This is a genomic window from Nocardia sp. NPDC051929, assembly GCF_044548645.1.
Classification (GTDB): domain Bacteria; phylum Actinomycetota; class Actinomycetes; order Mycobacteriales; family Mycobacteriaceae; genus Nocardia; species Nocardia sichangensis.
The window spans coordinates 62,110-86,183 of the sequence record NZ_JBIUCG010000025.1; the positions used below are offsets into that span (position 1 = coordinate 62,110).

Genomic DNA, 24,074 nt, shown 5'->3' on the forward strand with positions numbered 1-24,074 from the left:
ACCGGTAACCTGTTCGCATGGCCCGCAGCACGGATCCGACGCCCGAAGGCCCGGCCCGCCGTCCGCGCCGCGCCCCCAGCGCGGACGAGCGCCGCCGCGACGCGGAGCGCTCCCGTCAGGCTCTGCTCGATGCGGCCCTGGATGAGTTCTCCGCAAAGGGCTTCGACGGTGCGCGGGTCCAGGACATCGCCGCTCGCGCGGGGGTGAACAAACAGCTAATCGCCTACTACTTCGGCGGCAAGGAAAACCTCTATCAAGAGATTCAACGGCACTGGCCGGAGGCCGAGGCCGAGCGTGCCGATCCGGCACTCCCCCTCGACGAGACCGCCGCCCGTTACCTCACCGCCGCGCTGGCGGACCCACGCCCGGCCCGCCTGGTCATCTGGCGCGGGTTGACCGGGGGCGGCACCGAATCCGACTACATCGACGACGCCACGGTCATCGACACCGATCTGGCCAACCTCCGCCGAGCAAAGGAGCGCGGCCAGATAGCCCCGGAGCTGGATCCCGCGTTCGTCCGCATGGCCGTCATGAGCATGGTTTTGGCGCCCCTGATGCTCCCCGAGGCCGCCCTGCGAGCCACCGGAAAGACTCCCGGCTCACCGGAATTCGAGGAGTACTATCGCACTCAACTCCGCGCCCTTATCCGCCGCCTCGGCACGGCCGAATCACCGGAAGGGGCCTGATCCGGGCTCTTACTGGGCGCGGCGACGCTCGGGCCAATCTCGGTATCGGTGTTTTCCGGCGGTTTCTCTCAGTCGGTGTGTGCGTTAAGCCAGAGGTCGGCGGAAGTGATTACGAACGCGTTGACCGCGGATGAGCATATGAGACATATATCCCGTTGCCCGGCGCGGCATTCTTATGCCCCGCGCTCATGGAGTTGGCCCGCTGCCGACGCTGTGACCTGGGGTGGAATGTCCGGCGATGGCAGAACGAGCGCATGACTTCACCGGTGCATGGTGTCCGCTCGACTTTCCATTGCGCGAAGCGGCATTTTATGTCCTGTCCGGCAGGCCAATACCGTCGGATTCATGGATTGGAGTTTTCAGTCGGCGGAAGAACTCGCGGCCGCCTTGCATGCTGGTGAAGTGACATCGGTGGAACTGACCGACGAGGCGATCGCGCGTATCGAGCGCGACGACAAGGCGATCAACGCGATCTGCGTACCGGATTTCGATAATGCGCGGGCCGCCGCACGCGCTGCCGACCAGGCGCGCGCCCGCGGCGAGGATCGGCCGCTGCTCGGTATTCCGGTGACGGTCAAGGAGTCCTACGACATCGCCGGACTGCCCACGACCTGGGGCATGCCGCAGTACAAGGATTATGTGCCTGCCGAGGACGCGGTACAGGTGTCGCGGCTGAAGGCCGCCGGCGCGGTGCTGCTCGGAAAGACCAATGTGCCGTTGACGCTGCGAGATATCCAAAGCTTCAACGAGATCTACGGAACCACCAGCAACCCGTGGGACCACAGCCGCACGTCGGGTGGGTCGTCCGGCGGTTCCGCGGCGGCCCTGGCGTCCGGATTCGGCGCGCTGTCCATCGGCTCCGACCTCGCCGGTTCGCTGCGCACCCCCGCGCATTTCTGCGGCATCTACGCGCACAAGCCGACACTCGGACTGGTGGCGTCCCGCGGTATGGGCGCACCGCCGGCGCCGGCATTGCCGGTCGATCTCGACCTCGCTGTTGTCGGTCCGATGGCGCGCACCGCCCGCGACCTCACGCTCCTGCTCGACGTGATGGCCGGACCGGACCCGCTAACCTACGGCGTCGCCTACGACGTCGCGCTGCCGCCCGCGCGCCACGAACGGCTGGCCGACTTCCGTGTCCTGATCATCGAGGAACATCCGCTCATTCCGACCGGATCGGCGGTGCGGGCGGGCGTGAACCGGGTCGCCGAGGCCCTCGTCGACGAGGGCGCCCGCGTCGAACGGCACAGCCCGCTGCTGCCTGATCCGATCGAAGCGGCGACGCTCTATATGCAGCTGATGCTGTCGAACGCCGCCGCGGGTCTTCCCCTCGACGTGTACCGACAGCTGCGGACCCAAGCCGCCGCACTGAGCGCGGACGACCGGAGCCTCGATGCGGCGCGGCTGCGCGGCATGGTGCTCAGCCACCGCGACTGGGTCGAGGCGAACAATCGTCGCGAACTCCACCGCCACGGCTGGCGGCAACTGTTCGCCGAGTTCGATGCCGTGGTGTGCCCCATCACGCCTACTCCCGCGTTCCCGCACGACCACGACGGAGGTCTGGAGGACCGGCACATCGACATCGACGGCGTCGAGTACCCGTACTTCGACCAGCTCGTCTGGGCCGGTATGGCCACCATGCCCGGCCTGCCCGCCACCGCCATACCCGCGGGCCGCTCACCCGAGGGCCTGCCGGTGGGAGTGCAGCTCATCGGTCCGATGTTCGAGGACCGCACCCCGCTGCGGCTGGCCGAGCTCCTCGAGCAGAAGATCGGCGGCTTCCAGGCACCGAAGTGAGGTGCACTACCGGGTGCCGGTCGAGCGGATGACGAACAAACAGTGTGAGGCGAAACCAAGTACGGGGGTTCGCACTTTCGACTCCTCGGGCCATCCGGTTCACACCGGCATGGCCCCCGCGCGTCCCGCGCGAGACATAGTGAATCAGCGGGTATAGGAACTTCGCGCGGGCCGGTCGAGTTCGTACCCCGGATTCCCGGCCGGGTGAACCGCGACGGATCAGAGCGGCCCGGGCTGAGGAGAGTGGCGGGTGGGCTCTTCTGCCCGAGATTGCGTAGCTGCCCAGCTGGCGAGGAGTTTGAGCCGGTCTTCGGGTGCGGTGGCCGGGTTCGGCGGTGTACGTGATCAGGTTCGAACAAGGGGCGCTGACCGGCAGGTACAGCCCGGCCCACCCGTTGCCGGAGGGCAGCAGCCGGGCGGCCGTGTACAACGGCATCCTCCCCCAGCTGCAGTCGCTGACGGACCGGATGGGGGCGATCGGCGAGGACCGAGGCGCGTCCGCCGCCGACGTCGCCACCGCCTGGGCCATCGCCAAGGGGACCACCCCGATCATCGGGGTCACGAAGGCGGATTACATCGACGGGTTGGTCCGAGCTCACGGCATCGAACTCGCCGACGAGGAGATCGCGGAGCTGGAGGCGCTGGCGGACGCTGCGGACGTCGACACGCGCGGCAGCTGGGAACACGACATGTCGGGCGGTGCGAAGCCGACTCCGAGATAATCTCGCATCACACCCAGATGGTTGCGAGCCAAACGGTCACGGCTGCCATGAGAAGAAGGGTGATGTTGAGGGCGACTTTGTGGTCCACGCCGGTCAGATGGACCGGGATCGCACCGAGTTGCAGGAGTACGAACCCGATGGCCGCGGCGACGGCGAGCCCAGGCGTCAGACCGGTCAGAGGTGGAAGGATCAGCCCGAGTGCGCCGAGTACTTCGAGTGCGCCGACGGTCCGGATCACGGACAGTGGTATGTGGTCCACCCAGGACATCATGGGCCGGAGTTGATCCCGGCTTCGGGTGATCTTCAGTCCGCCTGCGTAGAGGTAGAAGAGGGCGAGCAGACCGGCAGTGATCCAGAATGCGATGTTCACGATTCCATCCAGAGGTGTCATGTGCGGGCCGAGGCGAAAGCGCCCCGGCCCGCTGGGGTTCAGGCGAAGTCGGTGGCGGGCTCGGTGGCGTAGCGGCTCATCACCTCGATGTTCACCTGCGGTGTCAGTCCCCGGCTGTCGGCGGCCATGTCTTGGAGGTCGCGGAAGTACTGCACGTACAGGTCAGGGGTGAAGGTGCTGAGCATGACGGCTGGTCGATCGGTGATGTTGGCGAAGGTGTGCGGGGTGCCGGGTGGGACCATCACCAGCGTGCCCGCTGTCACGTCGTAGTCGGTGTTGCCAACGGTGAACCGCAGCGTGCCGGAGATGATGTAGAACCCTTCGTCGTGCTGGGCGTGCCGGTGCTGCGGTGGTCCGGGCGTGTGTGGGGGAATGATGGATTCGGCGAGACCGAGGCGGTGCGCGGTGTTGCTGCCGTCCTCGAGGACGCGCATTCGCGTGGCGCCCAGGATGATCAGCTCTCCCTCGCCCGGGCCCACCACCGAAACGGTTGTGCCGGAGTTGTTTTTGTCGTCTGACATGTTTCGATTGCACCGCCGAGTTGTCGTGGGCGTCCAAGACCTGTTCTGCGATGCCGATACCGGACGGGTATCGTGCCAGCGTGGAGCTGCGTACGCTGCGCTACTTCGTAGCTGTTGCCGAGGAACGCCATTTCGGTCGCGCCGCCGCCCGGCTGCACATGAGCCAGCCGCCCCTGAGCCGCGCCATCCGGCAATTGGAGTCGGAAGTCGGTGCGCCCCTGTTCGACAGGTCGCCCACGGGCATCGGCCTCACCCGGGTCGGGATGGTGCTGCTCGACGAGGCGCGCGCCCTGCTCGATCAGGCCGAGCGCGCCACCGTGCGGGTCGCCGCCGCGGCCGGAACCGCGAACCTCACCGTCGGCATCCTGGGCGACGGCACCGACCCCGGTGTCACCAGGCTTGCCGCGGCCTACCGCCACAAGCATCCCGAGGTCGACATCCGCATCCGCGACACCGATCTCACCGACCCCACCTGCGGACTGCGGGCGGGCCTGGTCGACGTCGCAGTGACCCGGGCCCCGTTCGACGACACCGCCCTGACCGTGCATGAACTGCGTGCCGACCCGGTCGGGGCCGTCTTGCGCGCCGACGATCCACTGGCCCGCCGCGACCACCTGACGCTGGCCGACTTGGCCGGCCGCCACTGGTTCCAGTTCCCCGACGGCACCGATCCCACCTGGCAGACCTATTGGAACGGGGGCCGGACACGCGAAGGTCCGGTAGTGCGGGTCGTTCAGGAATGTGTGCAGGCCGTGCTCTGGAACGGCACCGTCGGCATATCCCCGCTCGGGCACAGTGTGCCAGAGGGACTGGGCACGGTCCCACTGATCGACATGGCACCGAGCAGAGTGGTGGTTGCCTGGAATGAAGGTGACGCCAACCCCCTGATCCGATCGTTCGTGCAGATAGCCACGATCGCATACCTCGATCCCCCGCCTCGGCAGTGAAGGCGACCCGGTCCACGAGCCGGATGGAAAGCTCGGCGCGAGACGCACTCAATCGGCTACTCGAGCGGATGTCCTGCGCCACAGCCGATCACCGAGTCAATCGATCGACCGGCGGCATCTCAGTGCGTTCGACGGGGTGCGCCGTCGTTTTCCGAACTCGGGCGTAAAGACTCACCCGTGGGATCAGGGGACTTGTCAATACGGCGCGCACCCAGCCCAGGCAATCTGGGACGCTGTCCTGGCGCGGCCGCGCCGCGCAGCCCATAACCGGCCGAATGTTGCAGAACGTGGCGCATCGAATGTGAGAAGCAGCGCGACGAAATTGCCCTTGCCTCGCAGGTGTCGCACCGGAATACGCCGGCCGACTCGGATTGTCGCCGCCGACGCGGTGCATCGGTGACGATCTCGTGGTCGCCGCTTCGCCTCTTGGCAGATGACAGCTGTGAATCCTTTCGGGCCCCCGGCATCTCCTATGCGCGGGGACGACCATTCAGACCCGAAGAGGCAGTGGACGTGTGTCCGAACAGCACGCCTACGCCCATCACAGCACATCCACTCAGTCCATCCCGCAACGGCGAGGAGCCCGCATGTCCGCCCACCATCCACGGCAGCCAACTCCGGCAACACCCGGCAGCGGGCCGATGCCCCACCGTGGGCGACCCGTCTCGCGATGCTCGGTGCCCGCCTCGGCCGTCGTGGCCGCACTGGCAACCAGCATGCTGCTGGTCGCGCCCACCGCCGCTGACGCCGCCCCTACGGCCCGCCCGCCTGCCCATACCGACATCGAGTCGACAACGGCCGATCACTTCGACCGGTCGCCGTCGCTGACGGCACCCACCCACGTCGTCACCGTCGCGGGGCTGCCGATCGCCTACCGCAGCTTCGGACATGGACCGACCTTGTTGCTGACCCCATGTCTCGGACTCAGCATGGACGACTGGGATCCGGCACTGCTCGACCGCCTCGCCATGACCAATCACGTCGTCATCTTCGACTCCGACGGCGTGGGACGAACCCCGGCCGGCTCTTCGGCCATCTCGACTGTCCCTCAGCTCTCCGATCAGGCGTCAGCCCTGATCCAGGCGCTCCACCTGGGCCGCCCCACCGTGGTGGGCTTCTCCCTCGGAGGATTCGTCGCGCAACGCATGGCCGTGGACCATCCCGATGACGTCGGCGCCCTGGTCCTGATGGGCACCGGCCCCGGCGGAACACAGCAGGTGCTGCCCGATCTGCCCAGTCTGGTCCGAGGCCTGCCCGCGTTCGACCCGCTTGCGCCCGCCGACCAGGTCATTCCACTGTATTTCAGCGGCCACCCCGACGCTCTGTCAGCGTGGCGTCGACGAACAGGCTTGCGCCTCAACAGGATCGGGACGAACCTCACCGGCCTCAACCGTCAACGCGCCGCGATGACCGACTGGCTCATCAACCCCACCACCAACGTCATCAGCAGCTTGCCGGCCCTGCAGCTGCCCACCCTCATCTTGGGCGCGGAGAACGACGAGCAAGAACCCGCCGCCAACTCCATCGTGCTACATCGCTACATCAACGGTTCGGAATTGCTGATCTACCCCGGGCTCGGTCACGCGTTCCCCTTCGAAGCACCAGAGCGCGTTGCCGAGGACATCGCTCGGTTCACTCGGTAGCTCGGCGTCGAGGTCCGACGGCGCAGGGAGCCACAGACATTCGGGCACAGTCGACCGAGCAGGACGCGATCGTGATCTTGAAGCCCACTCCCCTACCGGTTCAGGCGCATCCTCTCGTCGATCACTGACGGGGCCGAATCCGACGACGACTCGACCGCAACCCTGCAGGACGAACTCGTTCGCACGCACTCGGTGGCCGGGTCGGTTCGGGGAACTGCGACTTTCCCGGCGGGCGAGCGGTGCTCGACCGATCCGAGTGTCACCCCGGCGATGATGATGACCCCACCGAAGACTTGCGCCGGCCGGACCGTCTCCGCATTGATCACCACGGCACCGAGCACACCGAACACCGGCACCAGGTTGAGGATGTTCACCGCGACGCTCGAGGCCATCCGGCGCAGGCCGTAGTTGTAGAGCAGGAAGGCGCCGACGGAACATGCGACGGCCAGATACACGAGCAGCGCCGAGGCCGTGGCGTCGGGTACCCGCCAATGCTTCAACTCCGGTAGCGAGGCGAACAGGAAGCCGGCGGCGCCGGCCATGGTCTGGTAGTAGGTGAGGGTCACCGCGTCCTGCCCGTGCCCCGCATACTTGCCCAGCATGTTGTACCCGGCCCACACCAGTCCGCCGAGCAACAGCAGAATGTCGCCGGACCAGCGACCGCTGCCTCCAACATCCGCCCCGTTGTGAACGACGAGGAAAGCCCCCAGGGTAGCCAGCAGCACACCGCCGACCCGGAGCGGCGGCATTCTGCTCCGAAAGACCACCAGCTCCAAAAGCATGGTCATCAATGGGTAGGTGGCCACGATCAACGAGGCGTCGGAGGCGGTCGACAGCTCGACGCCGATGTTCTCCAGCACGAAGTAGGCCGTAATGCCCAGCAACCCACTGAGGTAGATCAGCCGCCGCCGACGGGCATCCGGTCTGACGGCCGGGTTGCGGCGCAAGAACATGATGATCCCGAGCAGTACCGCGGCGAGCGTGAAACGGATGGCCCCGATGCTCAGCGGGCCGACGTCCGTCAGCACCAGTTTGGTTACCGCGTACGAGCTGCTCCACAACAGCGCGGCCATTACGACCGAACAGATCGCCAAGACTTCGGCCTGCCGCTCATCCACTTCCCGTGCTCCTTACCGTCCAAAAACTTCTGATCTCTGTTCGTCCGCTTCATCGGAGGCGAATTATGAACGGGGATATGGCAATCAAGGTAGCAATCAGCCGGGCAGCCTGGCAGTATGTCCGAATTAGATTCGGAGTTTTACCAGAGAGACGGAATATGGATGAACTAGATTCGGCGTTACTTCGGCTTCTGCAGTTGGACGGTCGGCGCACCAACCGGGACATGGCCCAGGAGTTGGGCATCGCACCCTCGACCTGCTTGGAGCGGATTCGCTCCCTCCGTGAGCGCGGCGTGCTGCTGGGATACCACGCCGAGGTAGACCTCCCGTCGCTCGGCCGGGGGCTGCAGGCGATCATCGCCGTACGGATACGACCGCCTACACGTGCGGTCATCGAACAGTTCCAAGCCTTCGTAACGCGAATGCCCGAGGTGATCGAAATCTTCACGCTGACAGGCACCGACGACTTCCTCCTTCATGTGGCCGTTCGCGACACCGACCATCTGCACTCGGTGGTCTTGGACAAGCTGACCGAGCGAAAGGAACTCGCAGACGTACGCACCTCAGTGGTCTACGGACACCTACGGAAGAACGTCATCGAGCCGATTTGAAGCCTCCCGCTCGCCCCTCGCTGGTCGGCGGCGCGGTCGGCTCAGCGAGAAATCGAGAGCAGACAGCAGAATCTCATCATGGATCGCGCTGCCCGAGCGGCACTGCTGCCCCACTAGGACGAGCAGGCTCGCGCCTCAGCAATCGGGTGATGTCAGCGCAAGCGGTAGATCGCGAGACCGGGTGGTGCGAGTACTTGCGTATACGGCGAGTGTGAACATGGCCGTGAGTGCCAACCATCGCGTGGCGACGGCGCCAACTGTGGACAACAGATAGCCCGCCCCGAGCGCGCCGAGCGCGACCGCGCCGTCGCAGAACAGTGCCATCGTCGCGACCGCGCGACCGAGGGTCTGTTCGGGGATCACATCGAGCCGGGATATCGTCAACGCGACGTTGCTGACGACCCCCACGCCGCCGATGCCACACCAACACGCGGCCAGCACAAACGGATCGGCGCTGAGCGCCATTGGAACGAGCAGCGCCGTCCATGCCCACAGCGCGCCCCGATAGACATTCCGAGGAGGGAAGCGAGTGGTGAGCCGTGCTGCCGCGGCGGCGCCCAGTACTCCGCCGACGCCCGCGGCGCCGAGCACCACGCCGACGGTCCACGCGGGACCGCCGCCGTTCTTCAGTTCCACCAATATCAGCAGCAAGACGAGCTGAATGACGATATTCGACAGTCCGATCATCGCCGTCGACGTCCGCAGGAAAGGTTCGGCCCAAACGACACGGAAGCCGTCGGCGATCGTACGCCGGACCGAATGACGATCGGGCTCGGCGGCTTTCTGCGGTGCTGTCGAGTCCGGACGGATCAGCAACAGTGCGACGAGGCAGTAGAGATACGACACGGCGTCGGCGATGAACGGCAGCCAGCGGGCCACGCCGTAGACCGCCGCACCTGCTGCTCGTCCGACCAGGATGGCGATCGGTTGCTCGGCCTCGAGGAACGAGAACGCGGCGGGTCGCTGTGCGTGTGACACCACGTCGCGGATCGCGCCCAGCTCACTGAGGCCGACGAAGACGTAGACACTGCCCTCGATGAACGCCGTGACACCGACTATCAGCGCGAGGCTCGAGAGCTCGGCAGCGACCGCCCCGGCAGCCAGGCAGGCCGCGATCAACCCGGTGATCTGGCATATCACCAGGGTCCGGATCCGATTGGAATAGTCCGCGACGATGCCTGCAGGGATCTGGAAGATCAGACTCGGCAGGTTCAACGCGAAACCGACCCATCCCGCCGCGGCGGGCGAGCCGGTCACCGCGAGAACCAGCATCGGATAGGCGATTCGGACGCCGTGGAAGCCCACCAGCGATGTCGCGTTTCCGGACCACAGCAGCAGGAAGTTCCGGTTGGCGTGGATTCCCGATCTACCCATGAGTGCGCGGATACCTCGACAACCACCGCACCAGCTCGATGATCTCGACACCTTCGGCATCCGCCAGCAGTACCTGGCACAGGTGGGCGGCGACCTCGGCCCTGTCATCGAGAACGCTGAAGTCATCGTCCGGGTGGAGCTTCGGCAACGCCAGCGCCAAGCCCGCCCACAACTGTGGCCGGAGCGGGTCGACGCGCAGTTCCTCGGTGTACAGCGCGACCGCCGCAGCCATGTCACCCGCCAGATAGGCCCGGTCGCCGCGCGGCTGCTCGGGGATCGACAGAGCTTCGGCCGCGGCGTGGTCCAGCAGCTTCAGCTGCGCTGGAAGGTGCAGGCGGCGATGATCGTTCGGCACGGTGCTCTGGTCCACCTGATCCGCGGGCGGCAGGCCGTCGGGCCGTGGCGCCCGCGCGATCCAGCGCACGGCCAGCTCGGCGATGCCGGCGACGTCCGGTGTCAGGTTCCGCACCTGCCAAAACGTCCGATGCGCTATCGCCACCTCGGACGCGGCGACCCTGACCGCCGTGGGCACGTCCTCCTCTCCCCACGGGCGCATTTCAGCGCTGAGCGCGTTCAGGAATTGCGAACCCGCCTCCGTGAGCAGACTCGAGGTCGATGCCTGCGCCACGGCACCTTCCACCTGTAGACGCCACAATTCGAAATCGACATTCGCTTCCATCGATCGGTGGCAGTCGGCGTGACGATGTATTCGCCAGAAGTCGGTGACTCCGAAGAATGCGTAGATCCCGTGCAGCAGGCCCATGATCGGACGCGGGTCGTCGCGCCACGGCGCGTAGAAGCGGCACACCGAGTCGGGATCGAACAGCACGATCTGATCGGTCAGCAGCGTGAACTTCGTGTGCTGGACCTCATGGATCAGCGTGAGCGCCAGCTGGCATGGGTCCGCGGGGGCCGTGGTGTAGACGCAGCCGACTCCGTTGAATGCGGTGTGGCTCGTGCTCGCCGCGAGTGGTTGTGCACTCAGCGGCGCCAAAGACTGCAAGCAACTGCGCATCGGCACGAGGTACCGGTCGAAGTCTCGGCGCAGTAGTTCCCAGGCCGCCGCGAAATCCTGTTGCCATGTGCCGGCTTGGGCGGTCGTGAGCCGGGGTGGCTGCTGACCGTCCAGCAAGTATCGGAACGGGTCCAGGTCGTCGAGGAACACCTCCCGTTCCGCATCCGCCCCCCGCAATCGCCGCAGCGGCAGCCAGGCGGGATCGGACTCGTCATCCTGGGACGGAACCAGAACTGTGCTGGTTCCCCGGGTGAAGCGCAGCGCGCCGTCCCGTGTCCAGTGCAGTTCGCAGTGCCCGTTGTCCTCGGCAGGGCCGAGCTCGGCCCTGCCGATCCCGGGCAACATCACCACGCCGTTCCGCACTACGAGGTTGATGGAACCTCCGGGCAAACAGGCGATGGAGCCTGCCGCGGCGAGCCAGCCCAGGTAGCCACAGTCGGCCCACAGTGGGGTCGGCGCGTCGTCGGGCTCGGCATGGAGGCGCTGCAGGACCTGGGCGAGCCACGGGCCGACGTGCGGGTACGACAACAGCGTAGCGACCTCGGCCGGATGGGATCGTTGCAATTCGGCCAGCGTCTGGTAGGCAAGGGAAAGTCCTGCGGCGTCGGCAATTTCCGGCCGCGACGTGGTTTCGGCGATGAGAGTGCGCAGCAGGATCAGCCGCATCAACAGCGCGCCTTCGGTCAGCGTCGCGATAGCAGGCTCGGTTCCGTATCCGGAACTCGAGCTGGCCGTGACATCGTCGATCCCGGTGACTATCGTTGGCATATGGGTGTCCCGTCGCTAGGTGTCAATGGCAGAGTCGAAGTCCGTACCGACACGAGATCACGGCAAATCGAATGGGCGTGAGTCCAGCGAATTCCGATGTCGGATGTCCGCCGAGCAGAAGATCGATGATGTCACCGAAGAATCGCACGCCGGTTTCCAAGGTAGCCGGGTCGCATCCAATCCCGCCGCGGACCAGAAGGGTTGCTCCCGGAAATGTCCTATCGATACAGGCAACGGCGCCATCTCTTGCTCCGTCCACCTGCGTGAACGACCACGGGTAGCATTGCACCAGACCACCCGTGGTCAATCTCTATATCGCGGGACTACTTACCATCAACTGCGCCGCTCCTGTCGGGCGGGTACGGCAAGATGCTCCACGAGATACCTCCTTCTTTCACTCCCGTGTACGGACAGTGAAATTGCCGATCGCGCAGTCGGATAATCGACCGTTCTGGGAGATTACCTTCGCTGGACGACATGCCATCGGCCCCGTTGGCTGAAGTCTATTGCAAGACAATGGGATTCCTGACAATCGAAACTCCCATGGTTGGGAATCGGGAGTATCCGGAGAGCATCGGCGAACGCGGCACGGCAGCGAGTGCCCTGATCCAAGGGAAGGGATCCGGCTGCGGCACGGTGACCGGTGCGATCAAGGATATGGGTGGGGTCTACCAGGACATTCGCACGAGCAGTTGGTCGCGGCATAGACGCCCGCATATGGCGGACCCGAACCGGGCGTGGCGAAGGCGCTGGACATCGCGGCGAGTGCGACCGTGACGGCCAAGGTCGCGGAGTTGGCAGACCTTGCCCGCCATGGCGGCGAGTTACGTCACTGTGACGGCCGCGTCGGTTGCTATTTCGGTGTTATCGGCGACTTTCGGAGCCGCCTTGGCCACGGTGACACGAAAGTTGTGCAGCGCCATGGAGCAGACCGCGACCTTCGAGGTGGAACCGGCGGATTTGGTTGCGCGAGATGATCGGGGGCGCACTCGCGGACTTGGCCCCACAGAATTGACGGCTACCCATCAACCTGCACACCGTGCCGCTGCGCGGGCATTCGGCAGGAATTGCCGCCAGTTGGCGAATTGTCCGTAATGGGCGGTATGCGACTTTCTGTCGAACTGGGCCGGTTCACGCTTGCACGCATCTTTGCAGCGAAGCGGGTTCGAGTTGAAAGCGACATCAAGAGCTGACCCAACGGCCCCCTGCAAATCTGAGCTCCATACGACCTCGCACTCGCCCATCACCGTGAATAGCTGTTGCACGAGTGCGAGATGTCCTTCCCAACAACGGGGACAGGCGTGAGCGATCGTACGTTCCGCGCGATTAAGATCATTCTCGGGACGACAACCGTCGCCCATTGATAGATATCCCGTTTCACTTGTCGGCATTGTCGAGCCGATCAATTCTTGCAACGCCTGGCAATTTGCCGCGCCGTTACGGGAATACAGAAAAGGAGGTCCCGTAAATGGGAAGACTCGATGAACTCGCGGCGCTCAACACGGAAGAGCTGGCCACCCACTGCACTCCGGCCATGCGAGCCGCCCTCGAGCGCTACGCCAAGGGTTCGCAGGACAGGGCCCCCGGCGGATTCAAGTCGTTCATCAACCCCACCAAGTGATCACGCGGCCACGGGCGACTCGGTAGCAGCGCGCCCGTGGCCGTTCCCGCAGCTCGAGGGAGCGAATATGGAGTCCGGCCCGGTGCCGTTGGGCGTACCCGTGGTGCAAACGTCCTGGCCCGCAATTGGATTGGATGTCGAAGGACTGCGCCGCCGTGGCTGGGAGCCGCTGCCGTTCACGGAATTCGTTGTCAAGATCCACAGCCGTTGCAACCTGGCCTGCGACTACTGCTACGTCTACGAGATGGCCGATCAGAGCTGGCGCGATCAACCGAAGACCATGAGCCGCAGGGTTTTCGACGAGGCCCTTCAGATGATCGCCGATCATGCTCGCCGCTTCCAGCTGCCCGCGGTGGATCTTGTGTTCCACGGTGGCGAACCGCTGCTGGTCGGACATCGCGATCTCGAATACTTCGCCCGGTCGGCGCGCGAATCACTGGAGCCGATCACCGAGGTGCGGCTGGGCGTGCAGACCAATGGCGTGCTGCTCGACCTGGAGTTCTTGCGCATCTGCGCGCGCTGGAATGTTCGCGTAGGAGTCAGCCTCGACGGCGACGAGAGCGGTAACGACAGGCATCGCCGGGATCGGCGGGGCGCCGGGAGCTACACGCGCGTCGCGGCCGGGATCACGCAACTGACTGCGGACGAGAACCGGCACCTGTTCGCCGGCCTGCTCTGCACCATCGATGTGGCCAACGACCCGGTGCGGACCTACGAAGCGTTGCTGGCCTGTCGACCCCCGGCGGTCGATTTTCTGCTTCCGCACGGCACTTGGACGACGCCACCACCGGCGCGGACCGCCGACCACACCGCTACCCCCTACGCCGACTGGCTCATTTCGGTGTTCGATCGCTGGTTCCGGGCTCCGGAGCTGGAGACCCGGGTCAGGATCTTCGACGACATCATCGACCTGCTGCTGGGCGGCTCCGTGACATCCGAATTACTCGGGCTGGCCCCCATACAGCTGGCCGTGATCGAAACCGACGGCACTCTGGAGCAGGTCGACGAGTTGAAGTCGGCCTTCGCTGGGGCCACCAAGTTGCGCACCGCGAACGTGGGCAATCCGCTCGACCTCGCACTGCTGGAACCCGCGATCGTCGCTCGTCAGATCGGCGCGGATGCCCTGAGTGAAACCTGCCGGGCATGTTCGATCCACAGCGTCTGCGGCGGCGGGCACTACGTGCACCGGTATCGCGCCGATAACGGCTTCCGCAATCCCTCCGTGTATTGCGCGGACCTGACGAAGCTGATCCACCACATCGGAGCGCGGGTCCGCACCGACCTCGCCGCCGCAGATCACTGACGACAGGAGTGCAACCATGTCCGCCCCGACCATCGGTATCGACCATGCAGCGGCCGAGCTGTTCACCGGTTACGGCACGGAGGCAGCCGTCGTCCGGATGACTTCGGACATGCTGACCATACGACTCGTACTACTACGCGCGCTCATCACCGAAGTCACCGCTCACCACCCGAAAATCGACGACGCCGCCGACCTTTCCGATGCCTATCGGGTCCTGACCGAGCTGGAGGAGTCACATCCTGGCGCGGTCGAGGCACTGCTGGCCTACCCGCACACCGGGGTGTGGCTCGGCCGCGTGCTCCAGCGCTTGCGCAACGGCTCGGACGATCGGGAACCAACTCCGTTGTGGGCCGACTGCGGCTACCTCGGCTGGTTGGCGGCGGCCGCCGTGGTCACCAATCTGCCCAGCGGATCGATGCGGGTTGTCGTACGCAACGGCGAAGTCATGCTGCCCGGGATCGGGATGGCGCGGGTTGGATCCGCGGGCGACTACGGCCACTGCATGCTGAACTGGGGGGATGGCGCGATACGCATCGTCGCTGACGGCAGCGCCCCGATCTCGGTGGCGTCGCCTGCCGACGAGTCCGACCCGGCGTGGCTGCCGCTGCGGCGGTTGCACGGCGGAAACGGCGAACCGGAGGTCGTCCTCGATGATCTCGACCCGTTCCGCGACCTGCCCTCGGGTACGGCACCGCGGCTGACGACCGACGAATTCCGCACTTGGCGAGAGGATTTCGCGCAGGCCTGGCACGTCCTGCAACGAGACTTCCCCGGCTATCTGACGCCGATGCGTGCCTGCCTGCGGCTACTGACGCCGCTCACCGCGCGACCGGTGGCGGCGACCGTCGGCCACACCGCCTTCAGCGGGACCGGCTGTGTGTACACCACAGCCCCGAAGGACTCCTGCGAAATGGCGGTGTCGCTGATTCACGAAATCCAGCACAGCAAACTCGCCATGCTCGCCGATCAGGTGCTGATCGTGGATCCCGACCCGACGTGTCGCTTCTACGCGCCGTGGCGCGATGATCCACGGCCGATCCTCGGTCTGCTGCACGGGATCTACGCCTTCTTCGGGGTCACCGACTTCTGGCGGGTACACCGGCATGCCGATTGCCACCGATCGATGCGTGCGCACATCGAATTCGAGCGCGGGCGTACACAACTGGCGACCGCGATGGAGCAGGCATCCGGTTCTGGCCTGCTGACCGAGAGTGGAGAGGAGTTCCTGAGCGCGCTGACCGCAGGCGTCCGGCCGTGGGCCGACGAGGACGTGCCGGCGGAGGCTCGCGACGCGGTGGCCGAGATTCTGGTGGCACATCGCACTTCTTGGCAGGTGCGCAATCGTACATCCGACGACGCCGAGCTGGCCGAGCTGGCGGAGCTGTGGGTCGCGCGAGCGGAACCTCCCGCGGAACTGCCGTCCATACGGTACGTGGATCAGGAGACGATCCCGGATCGCCACCGCGATCTGCATATTCCGGTACGGCTGAGGATGCACGACCCGGCCGCCGCTTCGAGCGTCGCGCCCGCGGAACTGCCCCGCGGCACTCGCGCCTACCTGGCCGGCGAGCCTGCCGAGGCCGTCGAGTTGTACGCCCTGGATCTGCGCGTCGACCCGCTGCTCCCGCAGCTCTGGGCTGGTCTGGCCTCGAGCCTGCCGGAACTGTTTCCCGACACCGACTTCGGCGTTCTCAACGATCGGGCCGAGGTGGCGGCGCGCCTGTACCAGCGGCTGCTGTCCGACGGCACCGAGACCGACGTCGTCGAGCTGGTGCGGTGGTTGTCCGACCGCCCACGCACCGATATCTGAAACCAGGAATCGAGAGCACACAATGGAACCGACATCGGTGGCACTGGGGCTGCCCACAGTGCGGAAGTCATGGCCCGAGACGGGACTCGACGTGGCCGAATTGCAGCGCAACGGATTCGAGCCGCTTCCGTTTACGGAGTTTCTCCTCAAGATTCACAGTCGATGCAATCTGGCGTGCGATTACTGCTACATCTACGAAATGGCCGACCAGAGTTGGCGGGAGCAGCCGAAGGCGATGCGCCGGGAGGTTTTCGACGACGCGCTGCGAACAATCGCCGATCACGTTCGCAGGTTCGGCCCACCCGCGGTGAGTCTCGTCTTCTTCGGCGGCGAACCGCTCATGGCGGGTCATGCCGATCTCGAGTATTTCGCATCGCAGGCGCGGGCGGCGCTGGAGCCGATTACCGCTGTCAACCTCACTCTGCAGACCAACGGCGTGCTGCTCGACGACGAGTTCCTGAGGATCTGCGACGACTGGGACATCGGCATCACCGTCAGTCTCGACGGCGATGAGCGCAGTCACGACCGCCATCGCCGAGACCGCCGCGGCGCGGGCAGCTACTCCCGGGTGGCTGCCGCCCTCGAGAAATTGAGGATCGGCGATCGGCGGCATCTGCTCAACGGTCTGCTCTGCGTCATCGACCTCGCAAACGACCCCTTGCAGGCCTACGAAGGATTACTCGCGTTTCAGCCCCCGAAAGTCAATTTCGAGATTCCACTGGGCAATTGGACGACGCCGCCGCCTGGGTTATCCGCAGATCCCGGAGCCACTCCGTATGCGGACTGGCTGATCCCGATCTTCGACCGCTGGTATGGCGCGCCGCAATTGGACACGCGGATCCGAATGTTCGAGAACATCATGGACCTGATACTGGGCGGGACCGTGGAATCAGAGGTATGGGGCCTCGGCCCCACCCGCATAGCGGTGATCGAAACCGACGGAAGTGTAGCGCAGATCGACGACTTGAAGGCGACCTTCTCGGGTGCGACCAAACTGCCTTCCGGCCAACGCAATCCGCTCGACCAGGCGATGCTGGTACCCGAGATCGTGGCGCGCCAGATCGGCGCGGACGCGCTCAGCGACACCTGCCGCGCCTGCTCGATACACACCGTGTGCGGTGGTGGTCACTACGTCACGCGATACCGTGCGGGCGACGGCTTCCGTAATCCCTCGGTGTATTGCGCCGACCTAGCCAAATTGATTCGCCACATCGAATCGCGAATGCGCGCCGACGTCGCCACGGCACTCCACGGGTGACCACTGCCAGGGCGCATGGATCATCGTCGGAGGCTGGGTGCGAGCGTCACGCAGACCTTGCCGAACGTCTGGAAACCGCGCCGGTCACACCCACGGATACGCTCATCCGCTGGGTGCGCGACCACGGTCGACCAGGGCCTGCCGCTTCCAGCGGTACAGGGTGGCCTCGGTGACTCCTGGGGCGCGGGCGACGTCGGCAACCCGACGACCTTCATCTGTGACACATCGCGATGCGCTGCTCGTGCCCGACGACAGCCAATCCAACGCGTCGGACCACCCGACCCGACCGAGCCGAAGCGCTGGACGGCACCAACCGGGGCTGGGGTTCGCCGGACACGCTGATCGCCGCACTTCACCGCCACCATCCTGGTCACCGGCACCCGACCTGAGGTCGTTCCACGTCGCCGGATCGGAGATCGACACATGAATCCCCGACAGCTGTGAGAACCGATTACAGAGACGCCCTCTCCACCGACAGCGCAAGCGTGGGCACGCATCTGCGTGCCCACGCTGTGCGGTTGGAGCGCAGACCGCGTCAGCCGACCGTGATCTCTTCCTTGACCGCACTCGAAGCGGCGACGGACCCCTTCTTGCGCCCGCCGGGCAGCAGTGCGGCGACGGCGAGGGTGCCGACCGCCAGCACGATCGCCGCGATCAGGCTGGTGTGTGACACGGCGTGGGCGAAGGCGGCATCGGCGGCGGACACCAACTGGGCTGCCTGTTGGTGCATCCCGGCTTCGTCGAGCCGCTGGGCCACAACGAGCGCGCCGCCGATGGAGTCCTGTACCGCGCCGGCGGCTTCCGCGGGCATGCGGCCGGTGACGATCGGTGCGATCTCGTCGCCGTAGGCGGTGCCGAGAAGTGAGCCGAGGATCGCGATGCCGAGCGTGCCGCCCAGTTCCACCGAGGTGTCGTTCACCGCGCCACCCACGCCGAGCAGCCGTTCCGGGAAGGCATCCATGATCGTGTCGGTGGCCGGGGAGACACTCAGTCCGATAGCCAGGCCCATCAGCACCAGTGGCCCGGCGAACGCCGAGTAGCCGGACTCGGCGTCGACCTGGGTCAACGCCGCCAAGGCGAGGATGCCGAGCAGCATGCCCGCCACCACCATCGCCCGAAGCCCGAGGCGCGGCGTCAGCACGCCGGTGATCGCCGAGCCGACGAAGACCGCGCCCGCCAGCGGCAGCAGCCGCACGCCGGTGGCGAGGGCGTCGTATCCGAGCACGAACTGCAGATGCTGCGTGACGTAGTAGATCGCGCCGAATGCGGCCAGGAAGAACAGCAGCACAGCGAGATTCGCACCCGCGAACGCGCGATCGCGGAATTTGCGGATATCGAGCATCGGGTTGAGATGCCGCAGTTCCCAGGCGATGAACCCCGCCGCGGCGAAAGCGGCCACCACACCGGCGAGCACCGCGGAGGTGTGCCAGCCGTTGCGCGGACCTTCGATGATCATGTACACCAGCGCCGCGACCGCAACGACCGACAGTGCGCCGCCCATGAGGTCCAATCGCTGTGTCGTGTGCGCCCGCGACGGCGGGACCACTATCAGCGCCGCGACTATCGATATGACCGCGATGGGAACGTTGATCAGGAAGGTCGACGCCCAGCCGTGGTCGGTGAGCAGCCAGCCCGCTACCAACGGACCGACCGCGATCGCGAGGCCGGTGGTAGCGGTCCAGATCGTGATGGCCACGGCGCGTTCCCGCTTCGGGAAGGTCGCCACGAGCAAAGACAAGGTCGCGGGCATGATCATCGCCGCCCCGGTCCCCATGATCGCCCGCGCGGCGATCACCCAGTCGGCGCTGTCGACGGCCGACCCCAGCACCGCGCCGGCCGCGAAGACGGCCAGACCCAGGATCAGCATGCCGCGGCGGCTGTACTTGTCGCCGATCGCACCCATGAGCAGCATCAAGGCGGCATACGGGATGGTGTAGGCGTCGACGACCCACTGCAGGTCCTGGCTGGACAAACCTAGGTCGAGGGTCATATCGGGAGCGGCCACGATCAGCGACGTATTCGTCATGACGCCGATCAGCACGCTCAGGCACAACACGGCGAGCGCGGCCCAGCGGCGGCTGTATACGGCACCCGGTTCCACCGGTGAGGTGACTAGCAGAGACACATCCGTTCCTCTCACTATCTGCACACCATTGTGCATTTGCACATTGCTGTGCAATGTATAGAATTTGCACAACGATGCGCAACTGTGGAAGGCTTCGACGTGAAGGGACTCACATGACAGCGACCAGGAGCACGACTTCCTCGACGACCCCGGGCACACGAGCGCGGGCCAATCGGAAGCGGATCCTCGATATCGCGGCAGCCGAACTGGCCCGCAATCCCGCGGCGAGCATGGAGGAGATCGCCTCGGCCGCAGGCGTCGTGCGCAGAACTCTCTACGGCCACTTCCCGACCAGGGAGGCACTGATCGACGGCCTCCTCGACCTGGCGTCAGAGGACATCGCACACACGCTGCGCTCGCTCGACCCGGACGAGCCGGTGACGGTGACCTCGGCCCGGTGCACGATCGCCCTCTGGCGGGTCGGCGACAAATACCGCCTGCTGTTCAAGCTGACCGAGACGAACCTGGGCGCGCGGATCGAGGAGCGGCTGGCGCCTGTGCACGAGCACGGCGCGGCCATGCTGCGCCACGGCCAGCAGCTCGGCGTGTACTCCGATCACCTCCCCGCCCAAGCGCTGTCCCGCGCGCTCGCCGGGCTGGTTCTGGCACTGCTCGAGGCGCGCACCGACGGAAGCTGGACCGAGGCCGACCCCGACGTGGCGGCTGCCCGCGCCTGCCTGGTCGCACTCGGCGTGCCACCGGGACAGGCGGGCGAAATCGCCGTCATCGCAGCCGGTTTGGAGAACGCTCACTCGTCATCGGCGCCTGATGTCGCCGATGACGTGCGGTAGAGCATCGACCGACCCCGAAATCACCGCACGGCTGGATCGCGAATCGAACGGGTCGATATCGCCGCCGATGCGCTAGACACCGAGCAAGGTTTCGGCGCAACGAGCGGCATCGGGCACTGATCAGAGTGCGGCGCGAGGCGGTGGAAACCGGTGGCTACTTCGAGGATGACGAAAGCGTGATCGGACGACGCTCGGCGAGCCCTAGACCACAGTTGTATGGATCCACGATGGCGGCGACCTGTGACAACCCCTTCAGTCCGGACATCACCTGCTCGATCTGGCCGGTCACCTGCTGCTCGGTCACCTTGGCCGCGACGTTCAGCTCGCACGTGTCCGCGGAATACTCGGCGCGAACCGCGGGAGCGACGCGCACAGAGCAGGCAGGCTTCCCCGGCAGCTCTGCACGATGCCGTCCGGCCGGACCCGGAGCGCGCTCACGTGGCCGCGGCGAATCCAGCGGTACAGATCCGTATGCGGCTCGGGGCGCAGCACGACACCGCCGCGTTGTTTCACGATCGCCTGATCACCTGGCGATAATTCGGCCGTGGTGATGATGGCGTATCGCCCTATAACGACGTCGTCCACGCGCCGCCCATCGGCCAAGCGGTCGTTCGGGACGAGCCGGCCGGTCAGACCTCTACGCATCCGCGGCGCCTCCACCAGCGAGGAACGGCGGAGGGGCGGGGACTCTCCGCTGGTGACCATGCCGGTGAGGCCGGGCACGACGCGCAGTCGCGGTGCGATGAGGTTACGCAGGCGGTTACCCAGTTCTCCGCCTTCGGTCATCGTCAGGCCGGTGAACTTGGCCAGCCGACGTGCGCGATCCGCAGCAGCCCGCGGCACTCACCGCGACGGCGCGGGAGTGCTACCAATTCGAAGGCTCGGTCTACGCGCCGGCTGCCACTATCGCCGACTTTCCGCTGGGCGGCCGCCACGATCTCTACCGCCGAACCGGCCACCTGCCGGTGCCGAGGATGCCGCTGTGGGGAGATCGAGATCAGGTCCCTTCGAAGCCGGGCGTTGGCGGGCCATCGAGACGTGGACCGCGCTACTCGGACTCGATCCTGAAAACCTCGCCCTGCGGATGATGATGCGGTCGAGTATCGGCGCGCTCGACGAGGCCACCGTCTATTGGCTGCAGAACAACGAACCGTTCGAGGTGGAGGGGCATGGCCGACTGGCGGGGTGCGGTGGTTGGCGCGTTGCCTCGGCTGCCGGATGAGTTTTGTCCGGCGGTATTCCTGTGCAGTTTGCCGTGTCTGGATTCGTGTCGGAGTGGCCACCGCGGTGCAGGGTTGGCGCAGCCGAGTGCCTCAGGAAACGCTGAGATCGGCGAGGGATTCGCGTTGGGCTCCGCGGTAGATCGGCACGGTGGCCTCGGGGAATTCTTGGACAAGGTCTACGCCGCGCGCATCGAGTTCGTCCAGGAATGCCGGGAGATGCCGCATCGCCCCGGAGGGGAGGTCGTGCAGAACGACCAGGCTCCATGGTCGTGCATGAATTTCGGCCAGGCACTGTGACACCCAGTCGTCGGGTCGATCCCAGTCGTGCGGGACGTTGTTCCACAGCACGCAGGTGTAGTCGTTCGCTCGTAGATAGGTGATCGCGGCCGGATTCAGCAGCCGCCGATCGAGGATGCCTCCGCCGCCGTAGGGACGAAACAGCTTGTCCGGGTGGGCGAGTGGCCCCAGCAGTGCTTGCGCCTGGCCGATCTCGCGCGCGGGAAGGGTCGGGTCGTCGCAGTCGCCGAACTGGATCGAGTGGGTCATGGTGTGATTGCCGACCCAGTGCCCTTCGGCGGCGGCCCGTTCGGTCAGGGCGCGCCGGCCCGGTTTCTCCAATTCGGCGCCCACGACGAAGAAGCTGGCCAGGATCCCTCGCTCGGCGAGGGTGTCGAGTACTTCGCCCGTGGTTTCGGTGGGGCCGTTGTCGAAGCTCAGCGTGACCTTCATCGGGCTCCTCGTGTCAGGCACCGCGGGCGCGCAAGCCCGCAACCGCCATGTCGGCGACGAACTCCGCGTGCGCGCGGATGGCCTGCGGGGCCAGCGGATCGAGTGGGTCGAGTTTTATGGCGAAGGGCACCAGGCTGAACGGGGCGGTTCCTCCGTGCGCGACGAGAAAATGCAGGCTGCGGATGTCGGCGGTGGTGAGCACGCCCCGGTCGACCAGGATCTTCAGCGGGCCGGTCAGGCGGTTGTAGAGCGGCTCGACGTGGGTTTGAACCAGGTAGGCCAGCCGGGGGCTGTCGGTGGCCGCTTCGACCGAGACCAACCTCAGCACCTGCGGGTGGGAGGCGTGCAGGCACAGGAAACGCACGATAGTCTCCCGCACGGCACCCAGCAGATCGGTGGCGGCCAACTGCGCGTCCAAGGTCATACGCTTGTCGATTTCCCCGAAGGCCCAATCGACGGTGGCGACCCACAGCCCCTCCTTGGACCCGAAGCGCTGATGGATCAGGTTGTGACTGACCCCCAGTTCCCGATTCAGCGCGGCCACCGAGGTGCCGTCGAATCCGTACGCGGCGAAGACGTCCAGCGCCGCGGACAAGATGTTGGTCAGCGACGCCGGTGACAGATCTGCCGGCGGGCGGCCCCTACGTGGCTTGCTGGTCATGCGGTCAACACTAGCCAGGATATTGACGATCATCAACATCTATGCTTAATTGATGAACATCAATTTAATGTCATGACGCGATGGAGGTCCGCAATGAAGCGAGAAGACCACATAGTCGGCGACACATTCGCCTACCGATATCCGGGCCCGGATGCCGATCACGTGCTGTTGGTGCAGCACGGGACAGGAGGCCACGGAGGGATCTACGACCGATTCGGGGCGCACTACGCGAGGCTGGGCGCCGAGGTATGGACCATGGACGCACCCGGGCACGGGCGCTCGTGCACCGACCGCCCTGCCGGGCAGTTCACCCTCGCGGAATGGGTGGACGCAGCCCTGGAGGTCACCGACCACATCCGTGCCGCCACCGGGCTGCCGGTATTCATCAAGGGCTCGTCGCTGGGCACCGCCGCGGCCTATAGTGCATACGCCGCGTCGGAGGCGTACTCCGGGGCGATCCTGATGGGATTCGTCATCCCCTCCTCGCCCCTCATCCCACCCGATAACCCCTTCCGCTCACCGGTGTTCGATCAGATGGTCGCCCACTTCGGTGCCGCGCTGCGGTTCGACATCGATCGCTTCATCGACTTCGACCAGGACTACGGCTTTCGCGGCGCCGGCGCGCAAAAGCGCCGTGACCCGTTGAACACCTGGTCCTACGACCTGGCTTCGTGGGCGTCGATCCTGCGCTACGACCCTGCGGTGCCGTTGGCTGAGAACACCAAACCCATCCTCTACGCCGTCGGAGCGAAGGACCCTATATTCCCCGGCCCGGTCGCGCAGGCGGTCGTCGACGCGACCAGTGGACCGGTCGACTTCTACATCCAGCCCGACGGCGTCCACCAGCTGATGTTGTTCCATACCAGCGAATATGCCGACGTCGTCGCCACATGGTGCCGCGACCGGCTCGACACCCTCGACGCCGCGCGCACTCCTCACGCCGGCACCGCCCGGCACTGA

24 protein-coding genes are annotated in these 24,074 nt (G+C 65.9%); 13 read left to right on the plus strand and 11 right to left on the minus strand.

The window, feature by feature from the left end:
• The first annotated feature begins 17 nt into the window (after positions 1-17).
• The 3 genes from ACIHAX_RS30095 (at position 18) to ACIHAX_RS30105 (ending at position 3,205) form a co-directional block, all read left to right on the plus strand.
• Complete coding sequence (locus tag ACIHAX_RS30095; protein ID WP_379253465.1) at positions 18-686, plus strand: TetR/AcrR family transcriptional regulator; 669 nt, start codon at positions 18-20, stop codon at positions 684-686.
• 270 nt (positions 687-956) lie between these two features.
• Positions 957-2,483, plus strand: a complete 1,527-nt coding sequence (locus ACIHAX_RS30100; RefSeq protein WP_397280925.1) for an amidase — start codon at positions 957-959, stop codon at positions 2,481-2,483.
• Positions 2,484-2,818: 335 nt separating this feature from the next.
• Entirely contained in the window at positions 2,819-3,205 is a 387-nt protein-coding gene (locus ACIHAX_RS30105) for an aldo/keto reductase (protein WP_397280927.1), read from the plus strand.
• Positions 3,206-3,212: 7 nt separating this feature from the next.
• Here ACIHAX_RS30105 and ACIHAX_RS30110 read toward each other — a convergent pair whose 3' ends face one another.
• A complete protein-coding gene (locus ACIHAX_RS30110; RefSeq protein ID WP_364433809.1) occupies positions 3,213-3,575 on the minus strand; it encodes a DoxX family protein in 363 nt (120 codons plus the stop codon).
• A 59-nt stretch (positions 3,576-3,634) separates the two neighbouring features.
• Positions 3,635-4,117 carry a cupin domain-containing protein gene (locus ACIHAX_RS30115; protein ID WP_397280929.1) on the minus strand — a complete coding sequence of 161 codons (483 nt, stop codon included), beginning with the start codon at positions 4,115-4,117 and terminating at the stop codon, positions 3,635-3,637.
• Between the two features lie 80 nt (positions 4,118-4,197).
• Between ACIHAX_RS30115 and ACIHAX_RS30120 the strand changes: the two genes are divergently transcribed.
• Together ACIHAX_RS30120 and ACIHAX_RS30125 are read left to right on the plus strand one after the other, a co-directional pair.
• Positions 4,198-5,064 (plus strand): LysR substrate-binding domain-containing protein, encoded by an 867-nt coding sequence (locus tag ACIHAX_RS30120; RefSeq protein ID WP_397280931.1) that lies wholly within the window; start codon positions 4,198-4,200, stop codon positions 5,062-5,064.
• A gap of 695 nt (positions 5,065-5,759) precedes the next feature.
• Positions 5,760-6,707: an alpha/beta fold hydrolase gene (locus ACIHAX_RS30125; protein WP_397280933.1), complete on the plus strand. Its 948-nt coding sequence runs from the start codon at positions 5,760-5,762 to the stop codon at positions 6,705-6,707.
• Positions 6,708-6,799: 92 nt separating this feature from the next.
• Here ACIHAX_RS30125 and ACIHAX_RS30130 read toward each other — a convergent pair whose 3' ends face one another.
• A complete protein-coding gene (locus ACIHAX_RS30130) occupies positions 6,800-7,825 on the minus strand; it encodes a DMT family transporter (RefSeq protein ID WP_355074325.1) in 1,026 nt (341 codons plus the stop codon).
• Positions 7,826-7,983: 158 nt separating this feature from the next.
• Here ACIHAX_RS30130 and ACIHAX_RS30135 point away from each other — a divergent pair, with 158 nt between their 5' ends.
• Positions 7,984-8,436: an Lrp/AsnC family transcriptional regulator gene (locus ACIHAX_RS30135; protein WP_357883269.1), complete on the plus strand. Its 453-nt coding sequence runs from the start codon at positions 7,984-7,986 to the stop codon at positions 8,434-8,436.
• A gap of 135 nt (positions 8,437-8,571) precedes the next feature.
• Here the strand turns inward: ACIHAX_RS30135 and ACIHAX_RS30140 are convergent, their stop codons facing one another.
• Positions 8,572-9,810 carry an MFS transporter gene (locus ACIHAX_RS30140; RefSeq protein WP_397280936.1) on the minus strand — a complete coding sequence of 413 codons (1,239 nt, stop codon included), beginning with the start codon at positions 9,808-9,810 and terminating at the stop codon, positions 8,572-8,574.
• Positions 9,803-11,593, minus strand: a complete 1,791-nt coding sequence (locus tag ACIHAX_RS30145) for an HEXXH motif domain-containing protein (RefSeq protein WP_397280938.1) — start codon at positions 11,591-11,593, stop codon at positions 9,803-9,805. Before ACIHAX_RS30145 ends, ACIHAX_RS30140 begins: the two co-directional genes overlap by 8 nt.
• A gap of 1,468 nt (positions 11,594-13,061) precedes the next feature.
• On the opposite strand from ACIHAX_RS30145, the gene ACIHAX_RS30150 reads away from it, so the two are divergent.
• The 4 genes from ACIHAX_RS30150 (at position 13,062) to ACIHAX_RS30165 (ending at position 17,585) form a co-directional block, all read left to right on the plus strand.
• On the plus strand, positions 13,062-13,214 hold the full coding sequence (locus tag ACIHAX_RS30150; protein ID WP_354957206.1) for a hypothetical protein: 153 nt from the start codon (positions 13,062-13,064) through the stop codon (positions 13,212-13,214).
• A 67-nt stretch (positions 13,215-13,281) separates the two neighbouring features.
• Positions 13,282-14,517, plus strand: a complete 1,236-nt coding sequence (locus ACIHAX_RS30155) for an FxsB family cyclophane-forming radical SAM/SPASM peptide maturase (protein ID WP_397280940.1) — start codon at positions 13,282-13,284, stop codon at positions 14,515-14,517.
• 16 nt (positions 14,518-14,533) lie between these two features.
• On the plus strand, positions 14,534-16,327 hold the full coding sequence (locus tag ACIHAX_RS30160; protein WP_397280942.1) for an HEXXH motif domain-containing protein: 1,794 nt from the start codon (positions 14,534-14,536) through the stop codon (positions 16,325-16,327).
• A gap of 91 nt (positions 16,328-16,418) precedes the next feature.
• Positions 16,419-17,585 carry an FxsB family cyclophane-forming radical SAM/SPASM peptide maturase gene (locus ACIHAX_RS30165; RefSeq protein WP_397280944.1) on the plus strand — a complete coding sequence of 389 codons (1,167 nt, stop codon included), beginning with the start codon at positions 16,419-16,421 and terminating at the stop codon, positions 17,583-17,585.
• 102 nt (positions 17,586-17,687) lie between these two features.
• Here ACIHAX_RS30165 and ACIHAX_RS30170 read toward each other — a convergent pair whose 3' ends face one another.
• Together ACIHAX_RS30170 and ACIHAX_RS30175 are read right to left on the minus strand one after the other, a co-directional pair.
• A complete protein-coding gene (locus tag ACIHAX_RS30170) occupies positions 17,688-18,152 on the minus strand; it encodes a transposase (protein ID WP_364433837.1) in 465 nt (154 codons plus the stop codon).
• Positions 18,121-19,710, minus strand: coding sequence for an MFS transporter (locus tag ACIHAX_RS30175; RefSeq protein ID WP_397280946.1), 1,590 nt, complete (start codon positions 19,708-19,710; stop codon positions 18,121-18,123). Before ACIHAX_RS30175 ends, ACIHAX_RS30170 begins: the two co-directional genes overlap by 32 nt.
• Before the next feature lie 113 nt (positions 19,711-19,823).
• Between ACIHAX_RS30175 and ACIHAX_RS30180 the strand changes: the two genes are divergently transcribed.
• Positions 19,824-20,501, plus strand: a complete 678-nt coding sequence (locus ACIHAX_RS30180) for a TetR/AcrR family transcriptional regulator (protein ID WP_364433841.1) — start codon at positions 19,824-19,826, stop codon at positions 20,499-20,501.
• A 154-nt stretch (positions 20,502-20,655) separates the two neighbouring features.
• Here the strand turns inward: ACIHAX_RS30180 and ACIHAX_RS30185 are convergent, their stop codons facing one another.
• Together ACIHAX_RS30185 and ACIHAX_RS30190 are read right to left on the minus strand one after the other, a co-directional pair.
• Positions 20,656-20,805 (minus strand): hypothetical protein, encoded by a 150-nt coding sequence (locus tag ACIHAX_RS30185; protein ID WP_355074340.1) that lies wholly within the window; start codon positions 20,803-20,805, stop codon positions 20,656-20,658.
• A gap of 14 nt (positions 20,806-20,819) precedes the next feature.
• Positions 20,820-21,287, minus strand: coding sequence for a hypothetical protein (locus ACIHAX_RS30190; RefSeq protein WP_364433847.1), 468 nt, complete (start codon positions 21,285-21,287; stop codon positions 20,820-20,822).
• Positions 21,288-21,483: 196 nt separating this feature from the next.
• Here ACIHAX_RS30190 and ACIHAX_RS30195 point away from each other — a divergent pair, with 196 nt between their 5' ends.
• Positions 21,484-21,723 carry a hypothetical protein gene (locus ACIHAX_RS30195; protein ID WP_364433850.1) on the plus strand — a complete coding sequence of 80 codons (240 nt, stop codon included), beginning with the start codon at positions 21,484-21,486 and terminating at the stop codon, positions 21,721-21,723.
• A 91-nt stretch (positions 21,724-21,814) separates the two neighbouring features.
• On the opposite strand, the gene ACIHAX_RS30200 is transcribed toward ACIHAX_RS30195, so the two are convergent.
• Both ACIHAX_RS30200 and ACIHAX_RS30205 read right to left on the minus strand, forming a co-directional pair.
• Positions 21,815-22,453, minus strand: coding sequence for a polysaccharide deacetylase family protein (locus tag ACIHAX_RS30200; RefSeq protein WP_397280950.1), 639 nt, complete (start codon positions 22,451-22,453; stop codon positions 21,815-21,817).
• A gap of 13 nt (positions 22,454-22,466) precedes the next feature.
• Positions 22,467-23,114: a TetR/AcrR family transcriptional regulator gene (locus tag ACIHAX_RS30205; protein WP_364433856.1), complete on the minus strand. Its 648-nt coding sequence runs from the start codon at positions 23,112-23,114 to the stop codon at positions 22,467-22,469.
• Positions 23,115-23,207: 93 nt separating this feature from the next.
• Between ACIHAX_RS30205 and ACIHAX_RS30210 the strand changes: the two genes are divergently transcribed.
• Positions 23,208-24,074 (plus strand): alpha/beta hydrolase, encoded by an 867-nt coding sequence (locus ACIHAX_RS30210; protein WP_364433859.1) that lies wholly within the window; start codon positions 23,208-23,210, stop codon positions 24,072-24,074.

Bases quoted from the DNA above. Each gene is read 5' to 3' on its own strand.
- ACIHAX_RS30095 (WP_379253465.1), top strand. From the start codon at position 18: ATGGCCCGCAGCACGGATCCGACGCCCGAAGGCCCGGCCCGCCGTCCG.
- ACIHAX_RS30100 (WP_397280925.1), top strand. From the start codon at position 957: ATGGTGTCCGCTCGACTTTCCATTGCGCGAAGCGGCATTTTATGTCCT.
- ACIHAX_RS30115 (WP_397280929.1), bottom strand. From the start codon at position 4,117: ATGTCAGACGACAAAAACAACTCCGGCACAACCGTTTCGGTGGTGGGC.
- ACIHAX_RS30135 (WP_357883269.1), top strand. From the start codon at position 7,984: ATGGATGAACTAGATTCGGCGTTACTTCGGCTTCTGCAGTTGGACGGT.
- ACIHAX_RS30140 (WP_397280936.1), bottom strand. From the start codon at position 9,810: ATGGGTAGATCGGGAATCCACGCCAACCGGAACTTCCTGCTGCTGTGG.
- ACIHAX_RS30145 (WP_397280938.1), bottom strand. From the start codon at position 11,593: ATGCCAACGATAGTCACCGGGATCGACGATGTCACGGCCAGCTCGAGT.
- ACIHAX_RS30150 (WP_354957206.1), top strand. From the start codon at position 13,062: ATGGGAAGACTCGATGAACTCGCGGCGCTCAACACGGAAGAGCTGGCC.
- ACIHAX_RS30155 (WP_397280940.1), top strand. From the start codon at position 13,282: ATGGAGTCCGGCCCGGTGCCGTTGGGCGTACCCGTGGTGCAAACGTCC.
- ACIHAX_RS30160 (WP_397280942.1), top strand. From the start codon at position 14,534: ATGTCCGCCCCGACCATCGGTATCGACCATGCAGCGGCCGAGCTGTTC.
- ACIHAX_RS30180 (WP_364433841.1), top strand. From the start codon at position 19,824: ATGACAGCGACCAGGAGCACGACTTCCTCGACGACCCCGGGCACACGA.
- ACIHAX_RS30190 (WP_364433847.1), bottom strand. From the start codon at position 21,287: ATGACCGAAGGCGGAGAACTGGGTAACCGCCTGCGTAACCTCATCGCA.
- ACIHAX_RS30200 (WP_397280950.1), bottom strand. From the start codon at position 22,453: ATGAAGGTCACGCTGAGCTTCGACAACGGCCCCACCGAAACCACGGGC.
- ACIHAX_RS30205 (WP_364433856.1), bottom strand. From the start codon at position 23,114: ATGACCAGCAAGCCACGTAGGGGCCGCCCGCCGGCAGATCTGTCACCG.
- ACIHAX_RS30210 (WP_364433859.1), top strand. From the start codon at position 23,208: ATGAAGCGAGAAGACCACATAGTCGGCGACACATTCGCCTACCGATAT.